The sequence below is a fragment of the Amycolatopsis sp. cg5 genome, from assembly GCF_041346955.1.
Lineage (GTDB): Bacteria > Actinomycetota > Actinomycetes > Mycobacteriales > Pseudonocardiaceae > Amycolatopsis.
The window spans coordinates 1,748,398-1,769,507 of the sequence record NZ_CP166849.1; the positions used below are offsets into that span (position 1 = coordinate 1,748,398).

Below are 21,110 nucleotides of genomic sequence, written 5' to 3' on the forward strand. Positions count from 1 at the left end.
TCGGCGTCCGGCCCGGTTTCACCCGGTGGTGTGATAGTCGAGCAGGTCGATCTTCCTGGTCCGGCGGTCGTATTCGGAGACCAGGCCCGGCCAGTTGGTGGTCACGCGGCCGTCGTCCTGGCGGTACCAGCTGGCGCACTTGGTCCAGACACTGCGCGCCAGACGTTGCTGGATTTCCGTGTCGTAGCGTTCTTCGACTTCGGTCTTGACGTCCACATAGGACACATCAGGCCTGGCGATGTGCTCGACGGCCTGCCGGATGTACCGGGCCTGCCGTTCGATCATGTAGATGATGGACCCGGCGCCGAGGTTGGTGTTCGGCCCGTACACACAGAACAGGTTCGGGAACCCGGGCACGGCGATCCCCAGGTACGCCCGCGCCCCGCCGGCCCAGCTGTCCGCGAGTGAGCGCCCGCCGAGCCCGTGGACCTTGAGCTTGCCGAGGAAGTCGGTCGCGGCGAACCCGGTCCCGTAGACGATCACGTCGGCTTCGTGCTCGACGCCGTCCTCGGTCCGGATGCCGGTTTCGGTGATCTCGGTGATCTTCGCGGTCTCGACGTGCACGTTGGGCCGCGCGATCGCGGGCAGGTAGTCGTTGGTGAACAGGATCCGCTTGCAGCCCATGTCGTAGTGCGGCGTGAGCTTGGCGCGCAACACCGGGTCCTTGATGTGACGGCGGCGCAGCTGTTCGGTGCGCAGCTCGAAACCCTTGGCCAGCAAGGGATGCTTGGTCATCGCGTAGGTGGCGTACTCGGCGAGCAACCAGATGCGCAGCCTGCCCATGAGCTGGGTGGCGGGCAGCGCCTTGAACAGGCGCCGCTGCCAGCGGCGGTAGCGGGTGTCGGTCTTGTTCATGATGTACGGGGCGGTGCGCTGGAACAGGTTCAGCGTGTGCACTCGCGGCTGGATCTCCGGCACGAACTGGATCGCGCTCGCGCCCGTCCCGATGACGGCGACCTTCTTGTTTTCGAGGTCGCAGTCGTGATCCCACCGCGCGGAGTGGAAACTCTTGCCCTTGAACGACTCCTGGCCGGGAATGTCCGGCCGGACCGGCCGCGAGAGCTGCCCGACGGCGGGCACGAAGACGTCCGCCTCGTGCGTTTCCCCGGTGCTGGTCTCGATCCGCCAGCGGTTGGTGGCCTCGTCGAAGGTGGCGCTGGTGACCTCGGTGCCGAACCGGATGTGCTTCGCCAGCCCGTACTTGCCGACGACACGCTTGAGGTACGCGTGGATGTCCGGCTGCAGCGAATACCGCTTGGGCCAGTCCGGGTTCGGCTCGTACGAGAACGAGTACAGCGGCGAGGGGATGTCGCAGCCGGCGCCGGGGTAGGTGTTCTCGCGCCAGACGCCGCCGACCTCGGCCGCCTTCTCGAGGATCGTGAAGTCCGTGAAACCGGCGCGCTGAAGCTCGATCGCGGTGCCGATACCGCCGAAGCCGGAGCCGACGATCAGGATCGATGGAGAAGCCATCCCCCGAAGTTACCCACCGGTCGGCCTCGCCGGAAGTGGACGCGTGGCCATCGAATCGACATTTCCGGCCAACCTCCGTGCTCCGGGGTCGTGAGTGGTACGGCTTGGCCTGCGCTGTCAAGCGACGCGTGAGCACTCGGGTTTCGCGAAGGGTGGGCCACCGATCGCAAACCCAGCTAACGCCCACACAGGCCCGCCGAGCAACGGGCTTGACCAACCCGCCCGATCCTTAACTACCCGGCATTGGGTTCTATTTGGCCGGAAGGGCAAACGTGGCGCGCGAGTGGAACCTTTGCTGCATCTGACGCAGCGGAGGTTCCACTCGCCCGCGGCAGGCCGGGGTCGTCGTGGGGGTCGTGAGTGGTACGGCCGGTTCTAACCGGTCTAAACACTCACGAGTCGGGGGTTACTTGGACGGTGTGGGTTTCGGCGGTGGGGGTGGCCCAGCGGATGAGGCGGTCGGCGGCCGATTCGAGGGCGGCCAGGTCGCGCTTGGTGAGCTTTTCGAAGGGGGTGAGGATGATCGTGGACTTCTTGGTCTCCCACCAGCCCCTGACCTCGCCGTTGGCCAGCAGTGCGCCTTTGACGATGCCGTTCTGGGTGATCATGCGCTTGCGGTACGGGTCGCTGATGATCCGGGTGCGGTCGGCGTAGGACAGGATCGTCTGGTCGAACGGGCCGAGCAGGCGTGGGGGCGCCGGGGTGTCGGGGTCGGGGACCGTGGCGTGCGGGAGGTCGAGTAGCTCGCGGCCGTCCTCGTCGAGGTACTTGCGCAGGTCGAGGGTGGCGGCGATCTCGCCGAGACGGGTTATGCCCGCCCAGGCTTGGACGTCCTGCACGGTGGCCGGGCCGAAGGCGGCCAGGTAGCGCAGGATCAGCTGGGCGGGCGTCGCCTGGGTGTCGAGCGGGCGGCCGAGCCAGTCTTCGGCGGTGGCGTAGGTGGTCTGGCCGGACTTGCCCCAGATGCCCCTTGGCGGGATCTGGACCAGGGGGAGCAGGCCGCGGGCGGCGTGGTTGAGCGAGGCGGGTGCCCGGTCCGGCCAGTGGGTGGCGAGTGCGGCGCCGAGCTCGGGGGTGGAGTGGGGGCGCTCGGTGAGCAGGTCGCGGGCGGTTTTGGCGAGCTGGTCGTGGTCGAGGCCCCGCAGGTTGGCCGCGTGCTGGGTGTTGCGTTCGAGGTCGCGGTCGTAGATGCACTGGAGCAGCGGGCGCCAGGCGAGCGCGTCGGCCGCGGTGACCAGGTGGACGGTGCCGCGCATCAACGCGATCCGGACGACCTCGCGGTCCAGCAGCAGCCGCGCGAGCTCCTCCTGCTTGAAGCCCTGCAGCCGGGCCCACAACGCGTAATAGGGAGGGAAGGGCGCCTGCGCTTGGAGGCCGCCGAGGTGCTCGATGGCTTCGAGCGCGCTCATCTTGGCGCGGCGCAGGAGCAGCTGCCGCTCCAGCGTCGCCCGGTTGAGCGCGCGGCGGCTGAGTCGCTCGGTCACCCTTTTCCTCCCTCAGGTCAGCTGGCTGAAGAACTTACGCATGTCCTCGACGAGCGCCTCGGGCTGCTCCATCGCGGCGAAGTGGCCGCCGCGCTCGAACTCGGACCAGTGGACGATGTTGTGCGTCTGCTCCGCCATCCGCCGGACCGGGTGCGCGATGTCGTGCGCGAAGGTGGCGACGCCGACTGGCACCTTCACGTGGATCGGCCGCCCGTACGTCGGCACCGCCTCCTTGTAGATGCGCGACGAGGACGCCGCGGTGTTGGTCAGCCAATAGAGCATCACGTTGGTGAGCATGCGATCGCGGTCGACGGCGTCCTCCGGGCGGTCCGCGGAGTCCGTCCACTCCTTGAACCGCTCGACGATCCACGCGAGCTGCCCGACCGGCGAGTCCGCCAGCCCGAAGCCGTGCGTTTGCGGCCGCGTCGACTGCAGCTGCATGTAGCCGGCGAGTTCGCGCGTGTAGCGCTCGTTCTTCGCCAGCACCGCCTTCTCCTCGTCGGACTCCGGCGTGCCGAAGCTGAAGAGCATGTTGATGTGCACGCCGATGACGTTCTCCGGGGCTATCGCGCCGAGCTCGCGGGAGATGCCGGAACCCCAGTCGCCGCCCTGCGCCGCGTAGCGCTCGTAGCCGAGGCGGCGCATCAGCTCCGCCCACGCCCGCGCGATGCGGGGCACGTCCCAGCCGGTTTCGGTGGTGGGGCCGGAGAAACCGAAGCCGGGGATCGACGGGATCACCAGATGGAACGCCTGCCCTGACTCCGGCTCGGTCAGCGGCTCGATGATGTCGAGGAACTCGACGATCGAGCCGGGCCAGCCGTGCGTGAGCACCAGCGGCATGGCGTTCTCGTCCGGCGACCTGACGTGCAGGAAGTGCACGTTCTGCCCGTCGATCGTGGTGGTGAACTGGGGAAAGCGGTTGAGCAGCTCCTCCTCGGCGCGCCAGTCGTAGGACGTGCGCCAGTACTCGGCGAGCTCCTTGAGGTAGCTCGCCGGGATGCCGTAGCTCCACCCGACGCCCGGCAGCTCGTCCGGCCAGCGGGTTCTGGCCAGCCGGTCGGTCAGGTCGTCGAGCGCGGACTGGGGGATGTCGACGCGGAAGGGACGGATCGCTTCGCTCATGATCCCTACGGTACGGATGGGGTCCGACAGTTTCCGTCGGTTTGGCGAGCGAGTGACCGGCGATCCATAATTCCGGCCATGGGTGAACTCGCCGTGCCCGCGGTCCGCGACTGGGACTTCCCCCGCAGCGCGGCGAGCATCCTGCTGATCAGCCAGTTCGCCGCCGAGCGGGGGATGGGGCCGGACGAGGTGCTGCGGGGCACCGCGCTCACGCCCGTGCGGCTGCTCGACCCGGCGGTGCAGGTCGACGCGCGGCAGGAGCTGACCGTCGTCCGCAACGTCGTGGCGCGGCTCGGCGACGACGACACCGTCGCGCTGGCGCTGGGGCGGCGGTACCACGTGACGACGTTCGGGATCTTCGGGTTCGCGTGCATCAGCAGCCCGACGCTCCGGGACGCGATGGCGTTCGCGCTGCGCTATCTCGATCTCAGCTTCACCTTCTGTATTCCGCACATCGCCATCGACGGCGAGAAGATCTCGTTGACGCTCAACGACGACCGCGTGCCCGCCGACGTCGCGCGGTTTCTCTCGCTGCGGGATCTCGCGGCCATTCACACCGTCATGCGCGACCTGCTGCCGAGCGTGAAACTGCGGACTCTCCTGTGGCGGCACGGCGGACCGAGCGCCATTGAGTCCTATGTGGACGTTTTCGGGGTCGAGCCGGGATTCGGCGCTGACGCCACTGTGGCCACTTTGGACCTGGCCTATCTCGATCACCCGCTGCCGCAGGCCAACGCGCACACGGTCGCGATCTGCGCTGCGCAGTGCCGCGAACTCGTCGCGCGCAAGCGGGAGCGGTCCGGGATCTCGCAGGACGTGCGGGAACGGCTGATCGAGGTCGGCGGCGCGGACGCGGGCATGGACCTCGTCGCGCGCGACCTGAACCTGAGCGCGCGGACGCTGCGGCGCAGGCTGACCGAGGCCGGGACCAGCTACCGGGCGCTGGTCGACGAGGTGCGCCAGGCGCTGGCCGAGGAGATGCTCGGCACCGGCGCGCTCAGCGTCGAGGACGTCGCGATCCGGCTCGGCTACGCGGAAGCGTCGAGCTTCATCTACGCGTTCAAGCGCTGGAAGGGCGTCACTCCGGCCGCGTACGTGCGTCGAGGACGGCCGGGTAGGTGACCTTGAGCAGGTGCAGGATCGAGCTGAGCAGGAACGTCCGCAGCGTCTCGCGGTCCAGCGTGCCGCGGATCAGCCATTCGCGCGACGCCGCGCGCAGCATGCTGCCGTAGGACCGGATCATCGCGCGGAGCTGCTCACGGCCCTCGGTGAGCTCGTGCATCAGCGCGGCTTCGAGCACGTGGTCGGCGGCGATCTCGTCGGCCTCCAGCATGATCCGCTCGATGTCGGGGTCGTGGCCGATCGCCTCGGGGCCGATCGCGGTCAGCCAGGTGCGCTTGTTGCGCTCGACCACGTCGAGCCAGCGGTCGACGCTGATCTCCAGCCGGTGCTCCATGGTGGTCCTCGGCAGGCTTTCGGTGACCGGCGCAGGCACCACCATCATCTGCCGGAGCACCTCAAGGTACAGCTCCCGCTTGCCGCCGAAGTAGTGGTTGATCAGCGGGCGCGCCACGCCAGCCGCCTTCGCGATGTCCGAAGTGGACACGGACGCGTAGGTGCCTGCCTCGAACAGCTTGTGTGCGGCGGCGAGGATCTCGGCCCGCCGTGCTTCCGGCTCCAGCCTGCGCCGTCTCGTCACCGTGCTCATGACTCCAGCGTCGTGATCCGTCGGCGGTCTGTCAACAAGCTGTTGACGACATGTCAAAAGTGTGGGCGTTATCGAACCGGTACGACTCGTGAGTAACCCGGGGACTCCTCCGCGCGACGACACGTTCGAGTTGTCTTGGGCGCGCCATGGGGTAGGAACAGATGAACGATTCCGGTGGCGAGGCCGGGCAGCGGCGCGAGCGCTGGGTGTCGGTCACCTTGCAGAGCCGCAAGGTGTGCCTGGACGGGACCGGCGACGAGCTGACCTACGCGGGCGTCCTCATCACGAACTACGACCACGGCGTGAAGGTCTGCGAAACCTGGCTGCCGCTGGGTGTCGACCCGTCCGAGGCCGACGACGAGGAACTCATCCACCAGCTCCGCGAAGCACTGCTCTGGCAGGCGGGAAGGCCGCCTCAGGCCGACGCGGGCTGAGACGGCAGGCGCAGGCCGTCGAACGCGATCTTGCTGACCGCGTCGGCCAGCTCGGCGGGCGTCGAGCCACGGCGCGGCCGGTACCACTCGGTGAGCGAGTTGACCATGCCGAACAGGAGCCTGCTGGTCACCGCCGGGTCGATGTCCGGCCGCACGTCGCCCTCGGTCTCGGCCTGCTTGACCAGCTCGGTGACGATCCGGTCGAACTCACGCCGCCTGGCGAGCGCGGCCCGCTCGACCTTGGTGTTGCCGCGCACGCGCAGCAGCAGCGTCACGAACGGCAGCTGCTCCACGAGCACCAGCACACTGCCGCGGACCAGGTGTTCCAGCCGGTCGATGGCCCTGCCTTCGATGGCCTCGGTGTCCTGCGCGACCGCGAAGAGCCCGCCGAGCGCGCGGTCCACCGCGAGTCGCAGCAGCTCCTGCTTGCTGGGCACGTGGTGGTAGATGGCGGATTTCGTGATGCCGAGCTTGCGGGAGAGGTCCTCCATGCTGGTGCCGTCGTACCCGCGCTCGTTGAACAGCCTGACGGCCACCTGGAGCAGTGATTCGAGGTCGTAGCCCGGCCTGCCGCGCCTGGCCGGTGATCCGGGAGTGGTCGTCATCTGCCTTCCCGCCGGTCCAGCACGCGGCGCATCTTGCCGAGCGAACGTTCGAGCGTGTCCGGGTCGAAGACCTCAACGTCGACGGTGACGCCGACGCCGTCCTTGACCCCGGCGATCAGTTCCGCCGCCGCGGCGGCCCGCCGGTCGGCCGAGGTGTCCGTGCGCGCCTCGACGTGGACGGTCAGGTGGTCCATCCGGCCGCGGGTGGTACGGACCAGCTGGAAATGCGGGGCCAGGCCCTCGGTGCGGAGCACGATCTCCTCGATCTGGGTCGGGAAGACGTTGACCCCACGGAGAATGATCATGTCGTCGCTGCGGCCGGTGACCTTTTCCATCCGGCGGAACGACGGCCGCGCCGTGCCGGGCAGCAGCCGCGTCAGGTCGCGGGTGCGGTACCGGATGATCGGCAGCGCTTCCTTGGTCAGCGAGGTGAACAGCAGCTCGCCGCTCTCGCCACTGGCCAGCACCTGCTCGGTGAACGGGTCGATCACCTCGGGGTAGAAGTGGTCCTCCCAGATGTGCAGCCCGTCCTTGGTCTCGACGCATTCCTGCGCGACACCGGGGCCCATCACCTCGGACAGCCCGTAGATGTCGACGGCGTCGATACCGGCCCGTTCCTCGATCTCGGCGCGCATCTGCTCGGTCCACGGCTCCGCGCCGAAGATGCCGACCTTGAGCGAGCTCGCGCGCGGGTCGACGCCTTGGCGCTCGAATTCGTCCAGCAGGGTGAGCATGTAGGTCGGGGTGACCATGATGATCTCCGGCTGGAAATCGGTGATGATCTGCACCTGGCGGCTGGTCATCCCGCCGGAGGCGGGGATCACCGTGCAGCCCAGTTTCTCCGCGCCGTAGTGCGCGCCGAGCCCGCCGGTGAACAGGCCGTAGCCGTAGGCGACGTGTACCTTGTGCCCCGGACGGCCGCCCGCCGCGCGGATCGACCTGGCGACGACCGTGGCCCAGGTGTCGATGTCCTGTTCGGTGTACCCGACGACGGTCGGCTTGCCGGTGGTGCCGCTGGACGCGTGGATCCGCCGGATCCGGTCCTGGGGCACGGCGAACATGCCGAATGGGTAATTGTCACGCAGGTCGAGCTTCGTGGTGAACGGGAACTTCGCCAGGTCTTCGAGCGTGCGGCAGTCGCCGGGGCGGACGCCTGCCTCGTCGAACTTCCTGGTGTAGAAGGGAACGTTCGCGTACGCGTGCTCCAGCGTCCACTGTAGACGCGTGAGCTGCAGCGCGCGGAGCTCGTCGAGGCTCAGTTTTTCGGCGGTGTCGGTCACTTTTCGTCCTCTGTCCGGCCGATGACCCGGCTGCGGCCCCGGAATTCCGCGATCACGGTGTCGTCGCGGCGCACCGTGACGTCGTAGATGCCGTTGCGGCCGAAGCGGGTCCGCTCCTCGGCCGTCGCGACCAGCACGTCACCGGCCTTGGCCGCGGCCACGAAGGAGATCTCGGCGCCCGCGGCGACGGTCACCGGGCCGCGGCTGTTGCACGCGTAGGCGAACGCGGTGTCGGCCAGCAGGAAGACATAGCCGCCGTGCGCGATGGCGTGTCCGTTGACCATCGGGTCGGTCACGCGCATGCTGGCGACGGCCCGGCCTTCGCCGAATTCGAGGAGTTCGATGCCGAGCGATCGGGTCGCGGCGTCGTCGCCGAACATCGTTTCGGCGGCGTTGCTGGACATGGGCGCTCCACTGCCTTCGCGCTTGAACTGACTGACCGAATGGACGGTTGATAAAGGTGTCGCTCAGTAAAGGCAGTGACCAGGCCGGTGTCAAGACGGTCGACGTCTTCGATCCGCGGGTGTTCTCACGAGGCGTGCCACACGAGGCGTTCCGCCTGCTGCGCGACGTCGCGCCGGTGGCCTGGCAGGACGAGCACGAGGTGGACGACTGGCCTGCCGGACCCGGTTTCTGGGCCGTCACCAGGCATGCCGACGTGAAGCACGTCCTGCGCAGCCCGGAGCTGTTCTCGTCCTCGCTCGGCGCGACCCAGATCCGTGATCCCGAGGCGGCCGACCTCGCGTTCATCCGCCGGATGATTCTCAACATGGACCCGCCGGAGCACAATCGTTTGCGCAAGCTGGTCTCGGCGGTGTTCACCCGGCGCCGGCTGGAACGCTCGGCCGGCCAGATCACCGAGCGGGCCCGCGCGCTCATCGGCGCCGTCGCGGACCGCGGCGCGTGCGACCTCCCGGCCGAGGTGACCGACGACTTCCCGCTGCTGAATCTGGCCGATTTGCTGGGCGTTCCCGCGTCGGATCGCGCGCTGCTGTTGAAGTGGACAAACCGCGTCATCGGTTATCAGGACCCCGAGCACGCCGAGGTGGTGCGCGACGCCGACGGCAAGCCGGTCAACCCGCGCTCGCCCGCCGCGCTGCGGGACATGTTCGCCTACGCCCAGGAACTCGCCGAGGCCAAACGGGTGAAGCCCGCGGACGACCTGATGACCGCGCTCGTCCGGGCGTCGGTCGACGGCCGCGCGCTCGACGACGCCGAGCTGGAGATGTTCTTCTTTCTCGTGGTGATCGCGGGCAACGACACCGTGCGCAGCGCGCTGCCGGGCGGCGTTCTCGCGCTGGTCGAAAATCCTGGCGAATATCAGCGGCTGCGCGAGAATCCTTCGCTGCTTCCTGGTGCGGTGGAGGAAATATTGCGCTGGCATCCGCCGGTGCTGAGCTTCCGGCGCACGGCCACCCGCGACGTCGAGCTGGCCGGGCAACGGATCGCAGCGGGGGACAAGGTGGTCGTCTATCACGTGTCCGCGCATTTCGACGAGCGCGTGTTCGCGGACCCGTTCCGGTTCGACATCGGGCGGACGCCGAACGAGCACCTGGCGTTCGGGCAGGGCCCGCACCTGTGCCTCGGCGCGCATTTCGGGCGGCTGCAGCTCAAGATCTTCTTCGCGGAGTTCCTGCGGATGCTGCCGCAGGTCGAGCTTGCCGGGCCTACTCGGCGGCTGACCTCGAACTTCATCAACGGCGTCACGCACCTACCACTTCGCTGGGCCGCGCGCTAAGATGCGAATTACTGAACGAACGGTTGGTTAATCCAGGAGAGGGCGAACCCTGATGGCCTTGCTGCGCAGTTACGTGTCCGGCGAGTGGCACACCTCGGCCGAAGAGGGTGTCCCGCTGCACGACGCCACGACGGGCGAGGAGATCGCCCGCGTCTCGTCGGCGGGCGTGGACATGGCCGCGGCGCTGGACTACGGACGCCGCGTCGGCGGGCCCGCGCTGCGGGAGCTGACCTTCCACCAGCGTGCCGCGCTGCTGAAGGCGCTCGCCTCGCACCTGCGTGAGCACCGGACCGAGCTGTACGCGCTGTCCGCCAAGACCGGCGCGACGCTGGGTGACTCGAAGTTCGACGTCGACGGCGGCATCGGCGTGCTGTTCACCTACGGCAGCAAGGGCAAGCGCGAGCTGCCGAACTCGAAGGTCTACGTCGACGGCGCCGTCGAGCCGCTGAGCAAGGGCGGCACCTTCGTCGGCCAGCACATCGCGAGCCCGCTGCTGGGTGTCGCCGTGCAGATCAACGCGTTCAACTTCCCCGTCTGGGGTCCGCTGGAGAAGTTCGCGCCCGCGTTCCTCGCCGGGGTGCCGAGCCTGGTCAAGCCCGCCAGCCAGACCGCGTACCTCACCGCGCGGCTGGTCGAGCTGATCATCGAGTCGGGCATCCTGCCCGAGGGCTCGCTGCAGTTCGTCGCGGGCAGCGTCGGCGACCTGCTCGACCACGTCACCGCGCAGGACCTGGTCAGCTTCACCGGCTCGGCGTCGACCGCGCAGAAGCTGCGGGCGCACCCGGCGATCATCCGCAACGCCGTCCGGTTCAACGCCGAGGCCGACTCGCTGAACCTTTCGATCCTGGGGCCGGACGCCAAGCCGGGCACGGTCGAGTTCGACCTGTTCGTGAAGCAGCTGACCAGCGAGATGACCACCAAGGCAGGCCAGAAGTGCACCGCGATCCGGCGCGCGTTCGTGCCGGCCGAGCTGCTCGACGCCGTCGCCGAAGCCGCCAGCGCGCGGCTCGCCAAGGTGACCGTCGGCAACCCGAACGCCGAGGGTGTCCGGATGGGCGCGCTCGCCAGCCTGGAGCAGCGCGAAGAGGTGCGCCGCTCGCTGAAGGCGCTGCTCGCCGCGGGCAGCATCGTCTTCGGTGACCCCGAGAAGGTCGACGTGGTCGACGCCGACGCCGAGCGTGGCGCGTTCCTCTCGCCGGTGCTGCTCAAGGCCGACCCGGAGCGGGCCGAGCCGCACGAGGTCGAAGCGTTCGGGCCGGTTTCGACGCTGCTGCCGTACACCTCGACCGAGCAGCTCATCGCGTACGCGGCCAAGGGCGAAGGCAGCCTGGCAGGCTCGATCGTCACCGCCGACACCGAGTTCGCCCGCGAGGTCGTGCTCGGCGTGGCGCCGTGGCACGGGCGCCTGCTGGTGCTCGACGCCGACGACGCGAAGGAGTCGACCGGGCACGGCTCGCCGATGCCGCAGCTCGTCCACGGCGGCCCCGGCCGCGCCGGTGGCGGCGAGGAGATGGGCGGCATCCGCGGCGTCATGCACCACCTGCAGCGCACCGCCGTGCAGGGCACGCCGAAGCTGCTCAGCGCGGTCACCGGCCAGTGGGTCGCGGGCGCGCCGCGCACGATCTCCGACGAGCATCCGTTCCGGAAGTCGTTGGCGGAGCTGAAGGTCGGCGACGCCGTCGTCGCCGGGCCGCGTCAGGTCACCCAGGCCGACATCGACCACTTCACCGAGTTCACCGGCGACAGCTTCTACGCGCACACCGATCCCGAGGCGGCCGCCGCTAACCCGCTGTTCGGCGGCATCGTCGCGCACGGCTACCTGGTCGTCTCGTTCGCGGCGGGCCTGTTCGTCTCGCCGGAGCCGGGCCCGGTGCTCGCGAACTACGGGCTGGAGAACCTGCGCTTCCTGACCCCGGTCAAGGTCGACGACACTCTGACGGTGACGTTGACCGCGAAGCAGATCACCCCACGCGTCGACCAGGAGTACGGCGAGGTCCGCTGGGACGCCGACGTGACCAACCAGAACGACGAGTCGGTCGCGAAGTACGACGTGCTCACCTTGGTGGCGAAGGAAAAGGCATGACAGCCGAACTCGAGGCTCTCTTCGAGCAGACGATCGAGCGCGACCAGCGCATCGAACCACGCGACTGGGTGCCGGACGGCTACCGCAAGACGATGATCCGGCAGATCGCGCAGCACGCGCACTCCGAGATCATCGGCATGCAGCCGGAAGGCAACTGGATCACCCGCGCGCCTTCGTTGCGGCGCAAGGCGATCCTGCTCGCGAAGGTGCAGGACGAGGCCGGGCACGGGCTCTACCTGTACTCGGCGGCGGCAACACTCGGCGCCGACCGCGCCGACCTGACCGACAAGCTGATCACCGGCAGGCAGAAGTACTCGTCGATCTTCAACTACCCGACGCTGACCTTCGCCGACGTCGGCGTGATCGGCTGGCTGGTCGACGGCGCCGCGATCTGCAACCAGGTGCCGCTGTGCCGCAGCTCGTACGGGCCGTACGCGCGGGCGATGATCCGGATCTGCAAGGAAGAGTCGTTCCACCAGCGGCAGGGTTTCGAGCTGCTGATGACGATGATGCGGGGCACCGACGGCCAGCGCGAGATGGTCCAGGAGGCCGTCGACCGCTGGTGGTGGCCGTCGCTGATGATGTTCGGCCCGCCGGACGCCGACTCGCCGAACACCGCGCAGTCCATGGCGTGGAAGGTCAAGCGGCACACCAACGACGAGCTGCGCCAGCGCTTCGTCGACATGTCGGTGCCGCAGGCCGAGGCGCTCGGCGTGACACTGCCGGACCCGGACCTGAAGTGGAACGCCGAGCGCGGCCACCACGACTTCGGCGCCGTCGACTGGGACGAGTTCAAGAACATCCTCAAGGGCAACGGCCCGTGCAACGCCCAGCGCATCGCGCACCGGCGCAAGGCGCAGGACGAGGGCGCGTGGGTGCGCGAAGCCGCCGTCGCCCACGCGGAGAAGAAGAAAGCCGAGGCAGCAGCGTGAAGCATGATTGGCCGCTCTACGAGGTCTTCGTCCGTGGCAAGCGCGGGCTGAACCACGTCCACGTCGGCTCGCTGCACGCGGCGGACGACGAGATGGCGCTGCGTCACGCGCGTGACCTCTACACCCGCCGCAACGAGGGGGTGTCCATCTGGGTCGTCAAGGCCGACGACATCACCGCGTCGAGCCCGGACGAGAAGGACCCGTTCTTCGCGCCCAGCGGCGACAAGGTGTACCGGCACCCGACCTTCTACGACATCCCCGAGAATGTGCCGCACATATGAGTTTCGACAACGCTTACGAAGCGATCACCGAGGAGAACGACGCACGCTGGGCGTTCGGCACCGGGTTCGACGACCCGCTGTCCGGGGTGGACACCTCGGTGCCGTCCGGTGTGGACGGTCAGGCGCTCGCCGCGTACTGCCTGATGCTCGGTGACGACGCGCTGATCTTCTCGCACCGGCTGCAGGAGTGGTGCACCAACGCGCCCGAGCTGGAGGACGAGGTCGCCATCGCGAACATCGGCCTCGACCTGCTCGGCCAGGCCCGGCTGCTGCTGGCCAGGGTCGGCAAGGCCGACGGCACCGAGCGTTCCGAAGACGCGCTGGCGTTCTTCCGGTCCGACCGGGAGTTCCGCAACGTCCGGCTCGCGGAGCTGGGCGGCGGGCACTTCGGGCACCTGATCGCGCGGCTGTTCGTGTTCTCGACGTGGCGGCTCGCGTTGCTCCAGCGGCTGGTGTCGTCGGAGGACCCGGTGCTCGCGGCGATCGCGGCCAAGGGCGTCAAAGAGCTTGCCTACCACCGTGATTACGCCGCGCAGTGGATGGTCCGGCTCGGCGACGGCACCGAGCTGTCGCACGAGCGGATGCAGGAGGGGCTCGACGCGGCCTGGCCGTATGTCGGCGAGCTTTTCCTGACGCACCCGGTCGAACTCGTCGACGCCGCCTCGCTGCGCGAGGAGTTCGACGGCGTGCTCGCGCAGGTTCTCGCGGCCTCGACGCTGAAGAAGCCCGAAGCCGGCGCACTCGCCGGTGTCTCCGGCAAGACCGGGCGCGACGGTGTGCACACCGAGCAGCTGGGTTTCCTGCTGGCGGAGATGCAGAGCGTCGCTCGGGCGCATCCGGACGCGACGTGGTGAGCACAGTGACGGCGGCCGCCGTCGCGGCCACGGTCACCGACCCCGAGCTGCCGATGCTCACGCTGGCCGATCTCGGCGTGCTGCGGGAGGTCGACGAGGCCGACGGCCGCGTGGTCGTGTCGATCACGCCGACGTACACCGGCTGCCCGGCCATGGACACCATGCGCGACGACCTCGAGCACGCGTTGCTCGGCGCCGGGTTCGCCGAGGTCGAGGTGCGGACCGTGCTGCAGCCTGCCTGGTCGACCGACTGGATCAGCGAGAACGGCAAGCGCAAGCTGGCCGAAGCCGGTATCGCGCCGCCGGGGCAGGCGCCGCGGCTGACCGGCCCGATCCCGCTCACGCTGAGCGCGCCGGTGTCCAGAGTCCGGTGCCCGCGCTGCGATTCCGCGGACACCGAAGAGCTGTCCCGGTTCAGCGCGACCGCGTGCAAGGCACTGCGCCGGTGCCGCGCCTGTCTTGAGCCTTTCGAACACGTCAAGGAGATCTGAGTGGCCGCGTTCCGCACTCTCACCGTGGCAGGCGTCGAGCGGCTGTGTGACGACGCCGTCGCCGTGACCTTCGACGTGCCGCCGGACTTCGACGCGGAGTACCGCTTCCTGCCGGGCCAGTCGCTGACGCTGCGCCGGGTGGTCGACGGCCGCGACGAGCGGCGGTCGTACTCGATCTGCGCGCCGGCGGGTGCGCGCCCGCGCGTCGGCGTGCGCGAGGTGCCGGGAGGGCTGTTCTCGTCGTGGCTGGTCAACGAGGTCAAGCCGGGCGACGAGATCGAGGTCGCCGCGCCGACCGGGAAGTTCACCCCGGACCTGGACACGGCCGCGCACCACGTGCTGATCGCGGCGGGCTCGGGCATCACGCCCGTGCTGTCGATCGCGTCGTCGCTGCTCGCGAACCCGGACATCACCGTCACCGTGCTCTACGGCAACCGCCGGACCGACACGGTCATGTTCGCCGACGAGCTCGCGGATCTGAAGGATCGGCATCCGTCAAGGCTGGAACTCGTGCATGTGCTTTCGCGCGAACCCCGCGAGGCGGAATTGTTCACCGGCCGTCTCGACGCCGATAAATTACGAAAAATATTCGGCTTTTTGGTGCCGGTCGAAGACGTCGCGCACTGGTGGCTGTGTGGCCCGTTCGAAATGGTGACCGGCGCGCAAGGCCTGCTCACGGAGCTGGGCGTGCCCGAAGAGCGGGTGCATCAGGAATTGTTCTATGTGGACGATCTGCCGCCGGAGCCCGTGCACCACGCCGACCCCGAGGTCGTCGGCGCCGCCAGTGAAGTGACGCTCGTGCTCGACGGCCGGGCGACCACAATGACATTGTCTCGTGACACTTCGGTGCTGGACGGGGCGCAGCGGTTCCGCCCCGATCTGCCGTTCGCGTGCAAAGGCGGGGTATGCGGCACGTGCCGCGCGAAGGTCACCGCCGGAAAAGTGGACATGCGACGCAATTTCGCGTTGGAAAAGGCCGAAGTCGAAGCTGGCTTCGTCCTTACATGTCAATCTCTGCCCGTTTCGGACACCCTGACGGTCGACTTCGATTCTTAGGTTTAAGCTGTCCCCTTTCCTTGTCTAGGGGGATAGCCGGATGAGAATGTGCGCCGCCGGGCTGGCCGCTGCGCTGGTGCTGTTCGCGGGCGCCTGCGCGGCGGAAGTTCCGGCGGCCGCTGCCGATTACCTCGAACTCAGTGCCCGGCCGTTGCAGCCGCCCGCGACCGCGACGCGGCTGGACCCCGGCATCGGCGCGTTCGTCGGCCCGCATTTCAGTCTCGGGTTCAGCGCGGTCGAGGTCCGCACGGACCTGCCGCCCGAACTCGGCGGCAAGAAAGCGGCCGACGGCTACGAATTCGTCATCGCCTACGGCACCAGGGAACCCGCGTTCGAGCCGGTCCCGGTTTCGGGGAAGCCGATGCCGGTCACGCCTGCCGTCCGGGTCGGTGAGCAGCGCAGACTGCTGGCACGCCCGGCGAACAGCGGTGATTCCGTGCTCGTGAGTGTCCGAAAAGGACAGTCGGCGGTGCTGGAGCTGCTCGACGCCGGGCGGTCGCTGTCCTACAACCTGCGCACCGGAATCCGCGGTCCGGAGAACCCGGCGGGTTTCTACCGCGCCCGCGTCGTCGGGATGGGCGACGCGCGCACCACAGGAACGGGCACGGTCGCCGCCGGGAGCGTCGAGGTCGGCATCGACTTCGGCAAGCGAAGCTGTTATCTGCAGCCATGGACGGGCGCGGCGGGCTGGGCCGCCGACCACCGGATCTTCCTGGAATGCGCCGACCTGCGCGTCACGGTCGACGGGCCGGGCGGTCCCGGCAGGGTCATCGAGCCGGACACGTTCGCGCTCGAACTACCGGGCGGCACCAAGGTGTGCGCCAAGCCGGGCACCGAGCAGTTCGTGCTGTTCGAGCTGCCGGACGACTTCGCGGGCGCCGAGCTGACCGTGGACCCCGCCGGTGTGCTCCTCAGCGACGGCGCCGGTCCGTGGATCACGCCGCCGGTCGCGAAGAAGGTCGCGTTGTTCGTCTCCGGCTGATCCGCGCAATGCGTCAGATGACGCATACTCCGCGTGGCTTTGCTGCCAGCATCGCGGAGTGTCCGAGATCAGAACGCCACTCGCCGTGCACCGGACCGTTCTCGCCGTCGACGTGCGGGGCTTCGGGGATCAGGGGCGGAACACCCCGGCCCAGGTGGCCGTGCGCGCCGGGATGTATCGCGCGCTCGAGCGGGCGTTCCGGGCGGCGGGCCTGTCGTGGCGCGAATGTCATCGCGAGGACCGCGGGGACGGCGTCTTCGTGCTCGCTCCCGCAGAGACGCCGAAGGGACCGTTCGTCGAGACGCTGCCGCGCGCGCTGGTCACGGAATTGCGCGCCCACAACGCGAAACATCCGCCTGCCGAACAGATCCGGCTGCGGATGGCGCTGCACGCCGGTGAGGTCACCTTCGACGACCACGGCGTCACGGCGAGCGCGGTCAACCTGACGTTCCGGCTGCTGGACGCGCCGGCGGTGAAGCAGGCGCTGGCCGAGTCGCCCGGCGTGCTGGCGCTGATCGCCTCCGGGTGGTTCTTCGACGAGGTCGTGCGCAACAGTGCGGCACTCGACGCGGCGACGTTCCGGCCGGTACGGGTGGCGGTCAAGGAGACCGACACGGTCGCGTGGATCTCCTTGCCCGATCATCCTTATCCACCGGCGGCCGAGCAGGCGCCGCCCGCCGAAGAACCACCCTCGCCCGCTCCGGCGGTCACCATGACCGCGACGAACTCGGGGCGCGGCTCGATCTATCAGGCCGCGCGGGACCAGCACATCACCGAGCGGTGACCGATGGAGCCCACCGACCCGCCGACGACTCCGCTACCCCGAATCCATCTGGAGGCTTCCGGCACCGGCGACATCCACCAGGCGGGCCGTGACCAGCACTTCTACTACCGCGACGGCGTGTGGGTGCGCCGCAGGACGATCGCGGGCGGTTCCTTCGGTGAGTGCCCCTATCCGGGACTGGCCGCGTTCGGTCCGGAGCAGGCGCACTGGTTCTTCGGCCGGGACGGGCTGCTCGCCGAGCTGGTCGACCGGCTCAACCAGAGGCTGCTGCGCGGCGGTGTCCAGGTGGTGCTGGCACCCTCGGGTGCGGGAAAGTCGTCGCTGCTGAGGGCCGGGCTGCTGCCCGCGCTCGACTGCGACAGGGTGCCTGGCGCGAACCGCTGGCCGAGGCTGGTGCTGACGCCGACCAGCGACCCGTTGTGGGTGCTCGCAGCCAACCTCGCCGCGCTGACCGGCGGCGACGTGGTCAAGACCGTCGAGGAACTCGCCACCGACCCGCGCCAGTGTGTGCCGATGCTGGCACGGGCGCTGCGCCCGGACGCCAGGCTCGTCGTGGTGGTCGACCAGTTCGAGGAACTGTTCACGCTGTGCGCCGACGACCGGCAGCGGCGGGTGTTCGTCGACCTGCTCGTCCACCTGGCCGACGCGGGCGCCTTGGTCGTCATCGGCGTGCGCGCCGACTTCTACCCGGCCTGCGCGGACCGGCCCCGGCTGCGCGCGGCGCTGCAGGACGCCCCGCTGGTCGTCGGCCCGATGTCCGAATCCGAGCTGCGCCAAGCGATCCTGCACCCTGCCGAGGCGGTCGGGCTGGACATCGAGCCGGGCCTGATCGAGCTGCTGTTGCGCGACCTCGGCGCGACCAGGAACGCGGGCGCAGACCGAGAGGCCGGGTACGAGGCAGGCCGATTACCGTTGCTGGCACACGCTTTGCGCGTCTGCTGGCAGCAGCGCAACGGCTCGACCCTGACCGTACAGGGCTACCAGGACGCCGGCGGCATCCAGCACGCGATCGCCACCACCGCCGACCGCGTCTACGACAGTCTCGACGACACCGGGCGCCACGTAGCGCGGGCGCTGTTCCTCCGGCTGATCCGCATCGGCGACGGCATCGAGGACGTCCGCCGCAGCGTCTCGCGCACCGGTCTGCTGGCCGCGAGCGCCGACCCGGCGGTCACTTCGGCGGTCTTGGCGGTGTTCACCCAAGCCCGGCTGCTCACCCAGCGCGAGGACACGGTCGAGGTCACGCACGAGGCGTTGCTGACCAGCTGGCCACGGCTACGAGGCTGGATCGGCGCCGACCGCGACTGGCTGCGCGCGCATCAGCAGATCGCCGACGACACCGAGTCGTGGCGCCGTGCGGGCCGCGATGTTTCGTTGCTGTACGGGGGAACCCGGCTCGCGGTCGCGCGGCAATGGCTGCCCGCGCACGCGTCGGACATGAACGAGGCCGAGCGCGATTACCTCGATCGCGCGTACGCGCACCAGCGCACCCAGGCTCGCAGACGGCAGGCTCTGCGGTCCGGGCTGGTTCTGGTCATCGTCGTGGCGTTGGTGTTGAGCGCGCTTTATTGGTACACACAAAGACAACGCGACGAGGCTCAGGTGCGCGCCGACTCACGCGCGCTGGCGCAGGCGTCGCAAGACTCCGCGACGTCCGACCCGGCGCTGTCGATCATGACCGCGATGGCGGCATATCAGACGTCGGCGACCCAAGAGGCACGCAACCAGCTGCTGCGTGAGTATCTGAAGTACTCGCACGCCACTCGGGTCCTTTCCGGACTGACGGGGAAACTCGCGGTGTCTCATCCGAGCGCGGACGGCGAAGTCGTCTTCAGCAGCACGGATACCGGGCGCCCGATGCTGTTCGTCCACGCCGCGACCGGTGTCGTGGCCGAGCCGGTGACCGCCGAGCACGTGGTCTACACGATGGTCACCCCGGACGGGAAGCGGGCCGGGTTCGTCGACGACTTCGGGGCACCGGGCTGGTTCGACGTGGACTCCGGGTCGGCGCAGCCGGTCGGGCCGGTGCGCAGGCTGCCGAGGGTGCCGGGGTTCAAGGTCTACGGCAGCGGGCCGCAGGACGCGGCGGCGATGTCGGCGGACGGGAAGCTGCTCGCGCTCACCATGGGGGAGCGGCTGGTGTGGTGGGACCTGGAAACCGAGACGATGGCCGGATCGATGCCCGCGCCGCCGGACGCGGTCAACGGGATCTGGATCGGCGCGGACAACCGCACGCTGCTGGTGAAGACCGACCTCCTGCTCGGTGGCAATGGCTTGGTCGCCGTCGACATGGCGACCGGCGGGCAGCGGACAGTGGTGGAGCCGGTTGAACGGCAGCGGTTCCTGATGTCCGGGGACCGGACGGCCGTGGTGGTCTGCACGCCGCAAGGAGACGGCGGGTCCGCGGTCCGGCTGCTGCGGGTCTCCGACGGCGCCGCGATGGGTCCCGTGCACTCTTCCGGGTCAACCTGCGGGTTGGTCGCCGCGGACAAGACCGGACAACGGGTCCTGATGGACGAGGACACCTACAATCTCGTGGACTTGGTGCGGGGAAGCAAGATCGCGACCGGCTTGCAGCTGCCCGAAAACGTCGTAAGGGTCGCCGAGCTGATCTCGATGGGGGAGACACTCGTGCTCGCCGGCCTGGGGACCGCGCAGATCACCTACACGGAGTTGCCGCTCGGCCCGCGGACGCTGTCCGTCGTCACGCAAGTGCTCACCCATGACGGCGAGAAGACGATCAGCCTGCTGAAAGACGGTTCGCTCCAGCTGCGTCCCGTCGGCGGCGGTGACCGGCTGCTGGCCGAGTCGCCCGGCCCGCGGCAAGCATGGGATCCGGCGGACAACGTCATCCGGCTCACGAGGGATGGCCTGCTGGTCGCCAACCGGGAAGCGGCGAACGTGGTGGTGGTCAGGGAAACCGAGAGCTTGCGGGAGGTCGCCCGGGTGACCACCATGCCGTCGACCGCTCCGAGGCCGGGGCTGCTCGGCGACTATCTCCTCACCGGGCGCAAGCCGCCGGACGTCAACTTCTCCTATTTCTTCGACTGGACCGGCAACCTCGTCACCGTCGCCGACTCGCAGGTGCAGCAATGGGATTCGCGGACCGGCCGCCAGCTCGCGCACTGGGATTCCCACACGGCGCTGCCCACCGACCTGGTCGCGCCGTTGACGGTCGGCCCGTACCCGGCGGCGAACCAGCTGGCCGTGATCATGGACCGCGACCCCGTCGTCCGGATCGTCGACGTGACCACCGGCCGCACGACGACCACGGTGCAGACCGTCCCCGACGTGCTCGCCGTCAACTTCGATTCCAGCGGCCGTTATTTCGCGTTGCTGCGCAAAGGCGCGGTCGTCGAGCTCTGGCGGCGCGACCCGCCGCGCCGCGAGCTGGGGCCGCTGCGCAGCTTGACCGGCATCACCTCGTCGCCGTGGTACGCGGCCTTCGTCGACGGCGAAGGCCACTACCTGATCGCGGCGAACAACTCGATCCACGTCTACCAGGTCGGGGTGCAGGCTCCCGTCGACACCTACGAGTTCGGCCATCCCAACGGCAGCACGCAGGACAACCCGTACTCGTTCATCAACGCCGCCAAGGACGGCAAGACCGTGCTCTACGCGGATGAGAAGGGCATCGGCGGCCCGCTCAAGCTCGACCCGGCGAAGTGGGTGCGCGAGCTGTGCGGCGTCATCGGCCACCGCGATTTCACCCCCGACGAACGGGCGGCGCTGCCCGCCCCCGTCTCGTTGCGGCCGGTCTGCGTGGACACGAACTAGCGATCCGCCGAACGAGACGACGTGAACGC

General features: G+C 69.1%; 19 protein-coding genes. 12 read left to right on the forward strand and 7 right to left on the reverse strand.

The window, feature by feature from the left end; all coding sequences use genetic code 11:
- Positions 1-18: 18 nt before the first annotated feature.
- The 3 genes from AB5J62_RS08015 to AB5J62_RS08025 form a co-directional block, all read right to left on the reverse strand.
- Positions 19-1,470 (reverse strand): flavin-containing monooxygenase, encoded by a 1,452-nt coding sequence (locus AB5J62_RS08015; RefSeq protein ID WP_370947495.1) that lies wholly within the window; start codon positions 1,468-1,470, stop codon positions 19-21.
- A gap of 392 nt (positions 1,471-1,862) precedes the next feature.
- Complete coding sequence (locus tag AB5J62_RS08020) at positions 1,863-2,954, reverse strand: winged helix DNA-binding domain-containing protein (protein ID WP_370947496.1); 1,092 nt, start codon at positions 2,952-2,954, stop codon at positions 1,863-1,865.
- 12 nt (positions 2,955-2,966) lie between these two features.
- Entirely contained in the window at positions 2,967-4,076 is a 1,110-nt protein-coding gene (locus tag AB5J62_RS08025; RefSeq protein ID WP_370947497.1) for an epoxide hydrolase family protein, read from the reverse strand.
- A 78-nt stretch (positions 4,077-4,154) separates the two neighbouring features.
- On the opposite strand from AB5J62_RS08025, the gene AB5J62_RS08030 reads away from it, so the two are divergent.
- Positions 4,155-5,198 carry an AraC family transcriptional regulator gene (locus tag AB5J62_RS08030; RefSeq protein ID WP_370947498.1) on the forward strand — a complete coding sequence of 348 codons (1,044 nt, stop codon included), beginning with the start codon at positions 4,155-4,157 and terminating at the stop codon, positions 5,196-5,198.
- On the opposite strand, the gene AB5J62_RS08035 is transcribed toward AB5J62_RS08030, so the two are convergent.
- Positions 5,155-5,784 (reverse strand): TetR/AcrR family transcriptional regulator, encoded by a 630-nt coding sequence (locus tag AB5J62_RS08035; RefSeq protein WP_370947499.1) that lies wholly within the window; start codon positions 5,782-5,784, stop codon positions 5,155-5,157. The two genes, AB5J62_RS08030 and AB5J62_RS08035, sit on opposite strands and share 44 nt — an antisense overlap.
- A 161-nt stretch (positions 5,785-5,945) precedes the next feature.
- On the opposite strand from AB5J62_RS08035, the gene AB5J62_RS08040 reads away from it, so the two are divergent.
- Entirely contained in the window at positions 5,946-6,218 is a 273-nt protein-coding gene (locus AB5J62_RS08040; protein WP_370947500.1) for a hypothetical protein, read from the forward strand.
- Here the strand turns inward: AB5J62_RS08040 and AB5J62_RS08045 are convergent.
- The 3 genes from AB5J62_RS08045 to paaI are packed head-to-tail and all read right to left on the reverse strand — an operon-like array spanning position 6,200 to position 8,483.
- Positions 6,200-6,823 (reverse strand): TetR/AcrR family transcriptional regulator, encoded by a 624-nt coding sequence (locus AB5J62_RS08045; protein ID WP_370947501.1) that lies wholly within the window; start codon positions 6,821-6,823, stop codon positions 6,200-6,202. The two genes, AB5J62_RS08040 and AB5J62_RS08045, sit on opposite strands and share 19 nt — an antisense overlap.
- Positions 6,820-8,103: a phenylacetate--CoA ligase PaaK gene (paaK, locus tag AB5J62_RS08050; protein ID WP_370947502.1), complete on the reverse strand. Its 1,284-nt coding sequence runs from the start codon at positions 8,101-8,103 to the stop codon at positions 6,820-6,822. Before paaK ends, AB5J62_RS08045 begins: the two co-directional genes overlap by 4 nt.
- Positions 8,100-8,483, reverse strand: a complete 384-nt coding sequence (gene paaI / locus AB5J62_RS08055) for a hydroxyphenylacetyl-CoA thioesterase PaaI (RefSeq protein ID WP_370950206.1) — start codon at positions 8,481-8,483, stop codon at positions 8,100-8,102. Before paaI ends, paaK begins: the two co-directional genes overlap by 4 nt.
- 80 nt (positions 8,484-8,563) lie before the next feature.
- Here paaI and AB5J62_RS08060 point away from each other — a divergent pair, with 80 nt between their 5' ends.
- The 10 genes from AB5J62_RS08060 to AB5J62_RS08105 are packed head-to-tail and all read left to right on the forward strand — an operon-like array spanning position 8,564 to position 21,081.
- A complete protein-coding gene (locus AB5J62_RS08060) occupies positions 8,564-9,841 on the forward strand; it encodes a cytochrome P450 (RefSeq protein WP_370947503.1) in 1,278 nt (425 codons plus the stop codon).
- Positions 9,842-9,893: 52 nt separating this feature from the next.
- Positions 9,894-11,924 (forward strand): phenylacetic acid degradation bifunctional protein PaaZ, encoded by a 2,031-nt coding sequence (paaZ, locus tag AB5J62_RS08065; RefSeq protein ID WP_370947504.1) that lies wholly within the window; start codon positions 9,894-9,896, stop codon positions 11,922-11,924.
- The gene (gene paaA, locus AB5J62_RS08070) at positions 11,921-12,856 is read left to right on the forward strand and encodes a 1,2-phenylacetyl-CoA epoxidase subunit PaaA (protein ID WP_370947505.1); all 936 of its coding nucleotides are present in this window, start codon (positions 11,921-11,923) and stop codon (positions 12,854-12,856) included. Before paaZ ends, paaA begins: the two co-directional genes overlap by 4 nt.
- Positions 12,853-13,137 carry a 1,2-phenylacetyl-CoA epoxidase subunit PaaB gene (gene paaB, locus AB5J62_RS08075; protein WP_370947506.1) on the forward strand — a complete coding sequence of 95 codons (285 nt, stop codon included), beginning with the start codon at positions 12,853-12,855 and terminating at the stop codon, positions 13,135-13,137. Before paaA ends, paaB begins: the two co-directional genes overlap by 4 nt.
- A complete protein-coding gene (paaC, locus tag AB5J62_RS08080) occupies positions 13,134-13,991 on the forward strand; it encodes a 1,2-phenylacetyl-CoA epoxidase subunit PaaC (RefSeq protein ID WP_370947507.1) in 858 nt (285 codons plus the stop codon). The genes paaB and paaC overlap by 4 nt, the downstream gene beginning before the upstream one ends.
- On the forward strand, positions 13,988-14,482 hold the full coding sequence (paaD, locus tag AB5J62_RS08085; protein ID WP_370947508.1) for a 1,2-phenylacetyl-CoA epoxidase subunit PaaD: 495 nt from the start codon (positions 13,988-13,990) through the stop codon (positions 14,480-14,482). Before paaC ends, paaD begins: the two co-directional genes overlap by 4 nt.
- Entirely contained in the window at positions 14,483-15,538 is a 1,056-nt protein-coding gene (gene paaE, locus AB5J62_RS08090) for a 1,2-phenylacetyl-CoA epoxidase subunit PaaE (protein ID WP_370947509.1), read from the forward strand.
- 40 nt (positions 15,539-15,578) lie between these two features.
- Positions 15,579-16,520 (forward strand): hypothetical protein, encoded by a 942-nt coding sequence (locus tag AB5J62_RS08095; protein ID WP_370947510.1) that lies wholly within the window; start codon positions 15,579-15,581, stop codon positions 16,518-16,520.
- A 58-nt stretch (positions 16,521-16,578) separates the two neighbouring features.
- Entirely contained in the window at positions 16,579-17,304 is a 726-nt protein-coding gene (locus tag AB5J62_RS08100) for a hypothetical protein (RefSeq protein ID WP_370947511.1), read from the forward strand.
- A gap of 3 nt (positions 17,305-17,307) precedes the next feature.
- Positions 17,308-21,081, forward strand: coding sequence for a hypothetical protein (locus AB5J62_RS08105; RefSeq protein ID WP_370947512.1), 3,774 nt, complete (start codon positions 17,308-17,310; stop codon positions 21,079-21,081).
- The last annotated feature ends 29 nt before the right edge of the window (positions 21,082-21,110 follow it).

Coding starts and splice junctions, on each gene's coding strand:
- AB5J62_RS08015 (WP_370947495.1), bottom strand. CDS start 1,470: ATGGCTTCTCCATCGATCCTGATCGTCGGCTCCGGCTTCGGCGGTATC.
- AB5J62_RS08025 (WP_370947497.1), bottom strand. CDS start 4,076: ATGAGCGAAGCGATCCGTCCCTTCCGCGTCGACATCCCCCAGTCCGCG.
- AB5J62_RS08030 (WP_370947498.1), top strand. CDS start 4,155: ATGGGTGAACTCGCCGTGCCCGCGGTCCGCGACTGGGACTTCCCCCGC.
- AB5J62_RS08035 (WP_370947499.1), bottom strand. CDS start 5,784: ATGAGCACGGTGACGAGACGGCGCAGGCTGGAGCCGGAAGCACGGCGG.
- AB5J62_RS08040 (WP_370947500.1), top strand. CDS start 5,946: ATGAACGATTCCGGTGGCGAGGCCGGGCAGCGGCGCGAGCGCTGGGTG.
- AB5J62_RS08045 (WP_370947501.1), bottom strand. CDS start 6,823: ATGACGACCACTCCCGGATCACCGGCCAGGCGCGGCAGGCCGGGCTAC.
- paaI (WP_370950206.1), bottom strand. CDS start 8,483: ATGTTCGGCGACGACGCCGCGACCCGATCGCTCGGCATCGAACTCCTC.
- paaZ (WP_370947504.1), top strand. CDS start 9,894: ATGGCCTTGCTGCGCAGTTACGTGTCCGGCGAGTGGCACACCTCGGCC.
- paaA (WP_370947505.1), top strand. CDS start 11,921: ATGACAGCCGAACTCGAGGCTCTCTTCGAGCAGACGATCGAGCGCGAC.
- paaC (WP_370947507.1), top strand. CDS start 13,134: ATGAGTTTCGACAACGCTTACGAAGCGATCACCGAGGAGAACGACGCA.
- AB5J62_RS08095 (WP_370947510.1), top strand. CDS start 15,579: ATGAGAATGTGCGCCGCCGGGCTGGCCGCTGCGCTGGTGCTGTTCGCG.
- AB5J62_RS08105 (WP_370947512.1), top strand. CDS start 17,308: ATGGAGCCCACCGACCCGCCGACGACTCCGCTACCCCGAATCCATCTG.